The 7,894-nt window shown below is 62.1% G+C and carries 10 protein-coding genes; 2 read left to right on the forward strand and 8 right to left on the reverse strand.

Annotated elements, in window-relative coordinates:
- The 3 genes from VJ604_RS16570 to VJ604_RS16580 form a co-directional block, all read right to left on the reverse strand.
- On the reverse strand, positions 1 to 454 hold a 454-nt coding region (locus VJ604_RS16570), incomplete at its 3' end, for a DUF3443 family protein (RefSeq protein ID WP_324084464.1).
- A gap of 22 nt (positions 455 to 476) precedes the next feature.
- Complete coding sequence (locus tag VJ604_RS16575; RefSeq protein ID WP_324084466.1) at positions 477 to 950, reverse strand: DUF2844 domain-containing protein; 474 nt, start codon at positions 948 to 950, stop codon at positions 477 to 479.
- Positions 951 to 1,056: 106 nt separating this feature from the next.
- Entirely contained in the window at positions 1,057 to 1,755 is a 699-nt protein-coding gene (locus VJ604_RS16580; protein ID WP_324084468.1) for an OmpH/Skp family outer membrane protein, read from the reverse strand.
- A gap of 195 nt (positions 1,756 to 1,950) precedes the next feature.
- Here VJ604_RS16580 and VJ604_RS16585 point away from each other — a divergent pair, with 195 nt between their 5' ends.
- Together VJ604_RS16585 and VJ604_RS16590 are read left to right on the forward strand one after the other, a co-directional pair.
- Positions 1,951 to 2,241: a hypothetical protein gene (locus tag VJ604_RS16585; RefSeq protein ID WP_324084470.1), complete on the forward strand. Its 291-nt coding sequence runs from the start codon at positions 1,951 to 1,953 to the stop codon at positions 2,239 to 2,241.
- 8 nt (positions 2,242 to 2,249) lie between these two features.
- Complete coding sequence (locus VJ604_RS16590) at positions 2,250 to 2,531, forward strand: hypothetical protein (protein WP_324084472.1); 282 nt, start codon at positions 2,250 to 2,252, stop codon at positions 2,529 to 2,531.
- Between the two features lie 118 nt (positions 2,532 to 2,649).
- On the opposite strand, the gene VJ604_RS16595 is transcribed toward VJ604_RS16590, so the two are convergent.
- The 5 genes from VJ604_RS16595 to VJ604_RS16615 all read right to left on the reverse strand — a co-directional run.
- Positions 2,650 to 3,234: a 4'-phosphopantetheinyl transferase family protein gene (locus VJ604_RS16595; RefSeq protein WP_324084474.1), complete on the reverse strand. Its 585-nt coding sequence runs from the start codon at positions 3,232 to 3,234 to the stop codon at positions 2,650 to 2,652.
- A gap of 247 nt (positions 3,235 to 3,481) precedes the next feature.
- Positions 3,482 to 4,477 carry an NAD-dependent epimerase/dehydratase family protein gene (locus VJ604_RS16600; protein WP_324084476.1) on the reverse strand — a complete coding sequence of 332 codons (996 nt, stop codon included), beginning with the start codon at positions 4,475 to 4,477 and terminating at the stop codon, positions 3,482 to 3,484.
- Positions 4,474 to 6,123 (reverse strand): fatty acid CoA ligase family protein, encoded by a 1,650-nt coding sequence (locus tag VJ604_RS16605; RefSeq protein WP_324084478.1) that lies wholly within the window; start codon positions 6,121 to 6,123, stop codon positions 4,474 to 4,476. The genes VJ604_RS16600 and VJ604_RS16605 overlap by 4 nt, the downstream gene beginning before the upstream one ends.
- 3 nt (positions 6,124 to 6,126) lie before the next feature.
- Entirely contained in the window at positions 6,127 to 7,014 is an 888-nt protein-coding gene (locus tag VJ604_RS16610) for an alpha/beta fold hydrolase (protein WP_324084480.1), read from the reverse strand.
- Positions 7,014 to 7,894, reverse strand: an 881-nt coding sequence (locus tag VJ604_RS16615; protein ID WP_324084482.1) for a 3-oxoacyl-ACP synthase III, incomplete at its 5' end; no start/stop codon positions are given. The genes VJ604_RS16610 and VJ604_RS16615, both read right to left, overlap by 1 nt.

A 7,894-nucleotide genomic window follows, 5' to 3' on the forward strand; every position in this document is an offset into this window, starting at 1 on the left:
GGTCGGTGATGGTCTGGCAGGTGTTGGAGTTTGGATTGCAAACCGTAACGCTGACGCATGGCTTGTTGATGTAGCCAGCGGAGGTCGCCGATGAGCAGAGATTACCGTTCACCGTGATCTGCATGACGTTTGCCCCGGTGGGGGTTACGGTCAGGTTGGTGGTGGCGGAGATGCCGTTCAAGGCCGCCTTGATGGCTGTCGTACCGGCGGCCACTGCGGTGGCGCTTCCCTTGGAGTCGATGGTCGCCACGGTAGGAACCGACGAGCTCCAAGTTACTGACTGGGTCACGTTGATGGCCAGACCGTTGGAATAGATCCCGGTCGCCGTGTACTGTAAGGTGGTTCCCGCCACGAAGGTGGCGTTGGTAGGCGAGATGCTTATGGCAAGCAGGATAGGGGGCGACGAGCCACCTCCGCTGCCGCAGCCGCCGGACACGAGAAAGCATGGGAGCACAATCAGGATAAGGAGCGCGATTTTAGTGAATTTCTTCAAGATTCACCCCCCCGGGAACCAGTGCGGGAACGTAGGCCCGCCCCTGGAGATTGCGCATATGTCCCCATGTCTCCACCACGATGTTGCCGGACTTGACGCGAGACTGCTTGTGCCCGTGCCGGCGCGGAGCCTGCTGCTTCGCATCCTGATACTCCGGGAAGTAGGAGCCGAACAAGGTGGTCAGGTCCGGCGTGGTCAGCCCGTTCCAGGCGACGGCGAAGACCACGCCGTCAGGTGAGATGAATTCCCGGACCGTTACCGTATCCGAGACGACCTCCTGGACCGAGTAGTTGGCGGCCCGGGTGGTGGTGGCCCGTTTGGTGGCGGAAAGTGCCTTGCGGTCCTTCGCCACTGAATCGGCCCCTTCGCCCAGAGTGGCGAAGGCCGGTCCGGTGTGGGCCGCTGACAAAATGACGATTGCCGCGCCTGCAAGTATGGTCGGAATGGTTGGCTTCATGGCGGTCGCACCTTTAAAGGGAGTTGAGAAATCGATGCTCAATTCTACCACCCGGCAAAGCGGCAACAACGTCAACCGTTGAATTTCCGCTCGCGGCTATTCCGTTTTATTTCTCGCCCACCAACGGGATGATTTCCTCGGTCAGGTCCTTCGGCTCCACGGAGTCTGCGGCGAAAAGTACGCCTCGTTCATCGACGATGACAGCGTAACCGTGCGTCTTGGCGTAGTTTGAGGTGGCCTTCTTGATGGCCTTGGACATCTCCATGTTCACCTTCTCACGCATGGTCTCCACTTCCTCTTGGCTCGATCTCACCAGTTTCTGGAAATCCGCCACCTTCTTCTGGAATTCCTTGGCCTTGGCGGCGCGCTCCTTCATGGTCATGGTCTCGGCCTTTGCTTCCAGGGCGGCCTTTTCTTTGGAGAGCTGCTTTTCCCTGGCCTCGATCTTTGCCTTAAGCTTCTCGGTGCGGGCCTTGCCGGATGCCAGGGCGGCCTTGCCGCTTTTCGATTCGGTGAGCAGCTTGTTCACGTCGACATAACCGATCTTGTTCTCTGCCGTCTTGTTCGCGGCAGCAGGAGCGGTGGGCGAACCTGCAGCAGGAGCGGTTGAAGGAGCGGCGGGCTGAACCGTTGCCGGGCTAGCTGCGGGGGCTGCTGCCGTGGCGCCGGTATCGGCAGCCGGTGCTGCAGCAGTTGTGGCTTTCACTTCCGGGGTGGCGGGAGAGGGGGCGGATGCCGCTAGCACAGGGTTAGTTACGAGAGCGGAGAAGGTAAGACCCAGGAGCAGCGTACCGAACTTGACCATAGTTTAATCCTCTTTAATTTGGTGTGTAATGAACGAGCGCTAAGAGCATAAAGCCTTTCCGGCCGTTTGGCAATGAATCAATTAAGGAAATTGTCGACTTAGACGCTACCAGGGTGGAGACTGAGAGATCGTCCACAATGGATATTGACTGTCTGACGTGGCGCTGTTAGGATGCGAAATCATCTTGGAGGGGCCATGTCCGACATCATTGAGAAGCTTCAGGCACTAAGGGAAGTTGATAGCGCAAAGTATGAGCTTTTGGGAGATGCCGTTGAGGAAATCAAGGAGCTGAGGAAGATTCGTGACACCCTGGAGGAGATGCTGATCATCCTGGCCCGCACCCCGTTGCCGTGGGACGAGGATGACCAGTTAACGGAGGACTTCCCGCTTTTCAAGCAGAGATACGTGAACGCCATGCACGAGGCGTCCCACCTGCTGGGTCTCGACCTGCGGAGCATGATCACCAGGACTGAGCCCAGAACCTAGGAGTTTTGATGCCACACGAGCTGCTGGAAGCCGGTTTCATCGGCCTGTTTTTCATTCTGCCCGGAGCAGTAGGCGGCTGGGTCGCCTGGACCAAGGGGAGAAATCCTCTCCTTTGGTTCCTGCTCAACACCTGTTTCCCCCCCACCGTCATGATCACCATTTTCCAGGGGCCGGTCCGCCCGGTGAAAGGCCACTACCGCCAGTGTCCCCAATGTCGGGAATACAGCAAGTGGCGGGAGACGACCTGCCGATTCTGCAAGACCGAACTCACCACCGAGGCCACGGGGTAACAGTTAGCCACGGAGACTGGAGGGCACGGAAGTATCCTGCCTAGAAAAGGGAGGGAGACCCTGGATGGCTCTATGGCCGTCGACTCAATCTCGCGGGTTCGCTTCCGTGTCTCCGTGGCTATTTCAACTCCACCGCCAGTGACGCGCAGTATCCCTCCGGCACTTCGGTCTCCTCAAATCGCCACCTTCCGATCTCGCCGGGTATTCCCCTGTGCTCCAAAAGGGCCGCCGGCTCACCTGGCAGCAGCGAAACGTCGAACTCCGTCGAGGGCCGTGAAAAGCCGCTCCCGGTTCCTTTCAGATAGGCTTCCTTGCGGGTCCAGCAGCGATAGAAGGCGGCAAGCTGCTCCTCCTGCGGAAGGCTGAACAGTTCCTCCCGTTCCCTGGTCGAGAAATACCGCTCCGCCATGGGACGGAAGGCCAGGTCCGGCTGTAGCAGTTCCAGGTCGACACCCACCCGGCGTCCCTGTGTGAAGGCCGCCAGCAGCAAGCTGCCGGCATGCGAGACGTTGAAGTCGATCCCACCCTGATGGTGGCCCAGTTGGGGCTTGCCGAATTCACCTTCCGTTAGCTCGATCGCGGCCGGTTGCTTGCCGAGAATGTCCCCCAGCAGTTCCCGCAGGATGCCCCGTCCCACGAAAAAATCGTCCCGCCGTTTCGGGTCCAGCAACCGGTTTCCCCGCCGCAGTTCCGCTTCGCTCAAATATCCCCGCAGGCGCAGAAGCTCTTGGTCGCCAACTTCAAGGCAGACCAGGCGGATTTCGCAGGATCGGGAGCTGTCCCCCGTTGTCAGGGTTGAAGGTTGCACTAACTCAATCCTTCCTCTACCAACCTCCCTCGCCCCTCGAGAGAGGGCTGGGGTGAGGGTAGAAAAAAAAGGGGGAAAGGCACCTGCGGAGCCAGTCCCCTCTCGTTCATGCCAAGAACTGGCGGCCTGCCAGTGGAGATACTCACCGCCCTGCCTCGTCAAACCAGGCCTTGAGGCGGTTGAGCCCTTCCTCAACCGAGACTGCAGGGTGATACCCGAGATCCCTTCTGGCCGCAGAGATATCGAACCAGTGGGCGGTGGATAGCTCCTTTGCCACGAAGTAGGTCATGGGAGGTTCTCCCGAAAGCCGAAACGACTCCCAGATCTTCTCGCAGAGCGCTCCCAGGGCACAGGCTGCACCTGACGAGATGCTGCGGGTCACCGGCGGGACTCCGGCGGCTGCCAGGATGCGGTTCACCATCTCCCACAGCGGCAGCGGTTCACCGTTGGTAATGAAATAGGCTTTGCCGGCCAGTGGCGCTCCCGGGGCTAGACGGTCTGCGGCGTTCAGGTGCGCTTGGGCAGCATTGTCGACGTACACGGTATCGACGAGGCAGGGACGGTTGCCGATCCGCCTGAGCTTCCCCGCGCGCCCCTTCGCGACGATGCGCGGCACCAGGTGGTTGTCGTTCGGGCCCCAGATCAGGTGGGGGCGCAGCGATACGGTGGCAAGGTCGGGGGAGTTGGCTGCCACTACCGCCTGCTCGGCGAGGGCCTTGGTCTTGGGATAGCTTGCATCGAAATGTGCGGGGTAGGGGAGGCTCTCGTCGGCTCCCTCGACGTCCGTGCCGTCGAAGACCACGCTGGGAGAGCCGGTGTAGACCAGCCGGGAGATGCCGAAGGCCCGGCAGGCGGCGATGACGTTGGCGGTGCCGACGACATTGGCTTGGTAGTACTCGCGGTACTCTCCCCAAATGCCTGCCTTGGCCGCCACGTGAAAGACGATGTCGCACCCCTGTGCGGCCTTCAGTACGGCGTCCGGGTCCGCCAGGTCGCCACGACGCTGTTCGACGCCGAGGCTCTCCAGTTCGGCGTGTTTCGTCCGGGAGAAGCTGACCACCCGGTCACCTCGCGCGCGGAGCTGCCGGACGATCGCTGAGCCGAGAAAACCTCCGCCGCCGGTGACTAGTGCCTTCATTTCGATGTCTCCGTGAGCTTACGCGCGGCCCACACCGCGAGCTTTTCCCGGAAGATCTTCGCGTTATGCCTGATGTCTACCGGGAACGCTGGATGGAAGAGTATGGTCTCGATGCCGTGGGTGTGGATGTGGTCGCGGGCGATGGCGAGCAACTCCTCGCGCAGCTTGCTCTGGTCGGCCTTGGCATCCTTCTCGAGTTCGACGCAGAGAACCGGGGTCTGCTCGCCCGGCGTCCCGACCCCCACCAGGGCGGTCCGGAACACCTGCGGGTGGGTGTTGAAGACGGCCTCGCAAGGAATGGTGAAAAGGGGGCCGTTGGCGGTCTCGACTCGATGTGACTTGCGGCCGCAGAACCAGACCTTTCCCTCCTCGTCGCGTCCTCCCAGGTCTCCCATCCGGTGAAAGAACGAGGAAGTGTCGGGATCGAAGATTTTGGAGAGGTCGTCGGCCTCCGGACGGTTGTAGTAGCCGCGGGTGACCTGGTTCCCCTGCACGATGATCTCGCCGATCTTGCCGGTTGGGACCCGCAGCGACTCATCCCAGCGGTAGATGGGCTGGTCGGTGATCTCGATGACCTCCAGCCGGATGCCGTCGACCGGGCGGCCGATGCATACGCCGCCGCCTGCGTCGGTGATCCGGCGGGTCGAGCCGAGGATCTCGCTGCTGCCGATGGAGCAGACCGGAAGAGCCTCGGTGGCGCCGTAAGGGGTGAAGACCTCCACGCCGGGGTTGAGCATGCTGGTGAAGCGCTCCAGAACCGCTGCAGGTACCGGAGCGCCGGCAGAAATCGCGCGTTTCAGGGTCGGGAGCTTCACGCCGTGCTGGACGCCGTAGCGGCCAACCCGGTTGATGAGGGCGGGCGATCCGAACATGGTGGTGACGCCGTACTTCTGGATGGCGCCGATGATCTTCTTGGGATCGACCGAGCCGGGGCGGGTGAAGTCCATCTCCGGGATAACCGCGGTCATGCCCAGTGCAGGGGCGAACAGCGCGAAGAGCGGGAAGGTCGGCAGGTCGATCTCGCCGGGCTGGATGCCGTAGACATCGCGGAGAGCCTCGACCTGAGCCGCGAAGTTGCCGTGGTTATAGATGGCCCCCTTGGGGGCGCCGGTGCTTCCGCTGGTGAAGAGGATGGCTGCCAGGTCGTTTTGCTGGGTGGGCGCCAGGGTGAACTTGATGTCCTTGGGGTTTCGCTTGATGAGGGAGGCAAGGGTGATACCGCCCCAGCCAAGGCGCGGTCCCACCGTGACCAGGGTGCGCAGCGTGCGCTTCCCCCAGCCAAACAACAGCCGGGCGATGTGGGCCTTGGGTATGCCGATGAAGGCATGGGGTTCCGCCTCCGCCAAGCAGCTTTTCAGGTTCTTTGTCCCCAGGCCCGGATCGATAAGGACCGGGATGGCGCCGACCTTAAAGAGGGCGAAGGTGAGGGCGAAGAACTCCGGGCTGGGAGTGACCATCAGAACCGTGCGGACGCCGCGGCAGATGCCGACCTCGATCAATCCCAGGGCGATCCTGTCGCTGAGCCGGTCGAGTTCGGAGAAGCTCATGCGGCGGTTTTCGCGGGGGAAGATGATGGCGGTGGCATCGGGCTGCCGCTCGGCCATCTCCGGTAGGTGTGCGGCGATGTTCACGATCTTGTTGGGCATGGCTTAGTCCGTTTCTTTCAGGAACTTCGCAATCAGCGGTACCACTTCCTCTTTCATGTCTTCCAGGATGTAGTGGCCGCCGTCCGGATACCGGTGCACCTCCGCCTTCGGGAAGCGCCTGATCCATTCGTTGAGGAATGTCGTGTCGAAAACGAAGTCGAGCTCACCCCAGAAGATGGCGATAGGGAGCTGATAGAAGCGGTACAGCCCGGCGGCCACCTCGCTAACCAGTTCGTAGTTGCGGTCTCCGGGCGCCAGCGGGATATCCTGCACGAAACGCAGCGTCGCGATCCGGTTCTGCCAGCTGTTGTAAGGCGAACGGTAGGCAAGCTGGAGTTCCGCGCTCATGGGGTTCTTCTTGCAGCCCACGATGGAGGCACCGACGCTGAATGCGTTGAAGCCGCGAACAAGCAGGGTGCCGAGGGCGGTCTCCCGGCAGATCTTCAAGCCGAGCGGGAACTTCTTCTCCTTGGGGAGGTGGAAGGCGGCGGTGTTGAGGAGCACCAGTCGGCCGATCCGCTCCGGATGACGGGAGGCGTAAGCCATGCCGATCATGCCGCCCCAGTCGTGCAGTACCAGAGTGATCTTGCCGGTGAGTTGCAGGTGGTCGATCAGGCGCTCCAGGTCGTCAACCCGGCGGGAGAGGGTGTAGTCGTAGCGATCGTCGCCCGGCTTGTCGGAGAAGCCGCAGCCGATGTGGTCCGGCACGATGCAGCGGTAGCGGTCGCGTAGTGCCAGCACCAGGTTGCGGTAGTAAAACGACCAGGAAGGGTTGCCGTGCACCATCACCACCGGCTCCCCGGCACCTTCGTCGAGGTAGTGGTAGGAGATGCCGTCCAGGTCCAGGGTGTGGCCGGTGAAGGGGTAATGTTTTTTCAGATCAATCGCCATTACCAATCCACCCCCAGCATGAGGCAGTTCAGTCCGCTGCCGATCCCGAGGAAGGCGACCCGGTCGCCGGCGGAGAGGACGTCACGCTCGTCAGCCAGTGCGGCAGTGAGCGGCAGCGATACGGTCCCCATGTTGCCGAGGAATTCGTAGGTGGTGAAGTCCTTGTGCAGCGGGATGCCGAGGGTCTTCAGTATGGCGCTCTGGTGGGCGCTGCCGACCTGGTGGCAGACCACGCGGTCGACGTCGCTATCCTTCCACCCCACCTCGGGAAGGAACTCGGCCCAGGTTCGGGTACCGAGTTCGACGCCGAAATTCATGACACTTACCGCGTCGGTGCTCATGGATTGGATGAAGCGGCCGTGGCCGTCCGGCTCGACGCCCCACAGGCAGAGGCGGTGATGTTCGGGGGCTGCCAGGGTAACTCCGCCACGGAGCCTGCGGCGCCCGGAGTGGGAGAAGGATCCGTCCGTCAGCAGCACTGCGACAGCGCCGGAACCGCCGGTCAGGGTGGCAAGCGAACTTGCGAAATTTTCCATGCCGCGGTCGGCCAGCATGCGGTTGATCATGATGTCGTTGATGTCGCGCGCACTTTCGCAGGAGACCACCAGCCCCGCCCTGATCTGGCCGAGCTCGATCCGGTTGGCCACTTCCAGTATGCCGTTCAGGACGCCGAGGCAGGCGTTGGAGAGGTCGAAGACGGCGGTATTGCCAGCAATGCCGAGTCCGGCGGCAACCCGGCAGGCGGTGGCCGGCTCGAACTGCTCACGGCAGACGCCGGTGTACAGGAGCGCGCCGATATCGCTGACAGCAACGTCGGAGGCGGCGAGGGCCTTCTTGGCAGCGGCCACGGCACCCTTGGAGAGGGGATAGCCTGGCTCCC

Origin of the sequence: Geomonas sp. (genome assembly GCF_035254065.1) — a bacterium.
Taxonomy (GTDB): domain Bacteria; phylum Desulfobacterota; class Desulfuromonadia; order Geobacterales; family Geobacteraceae; genus Geomonas.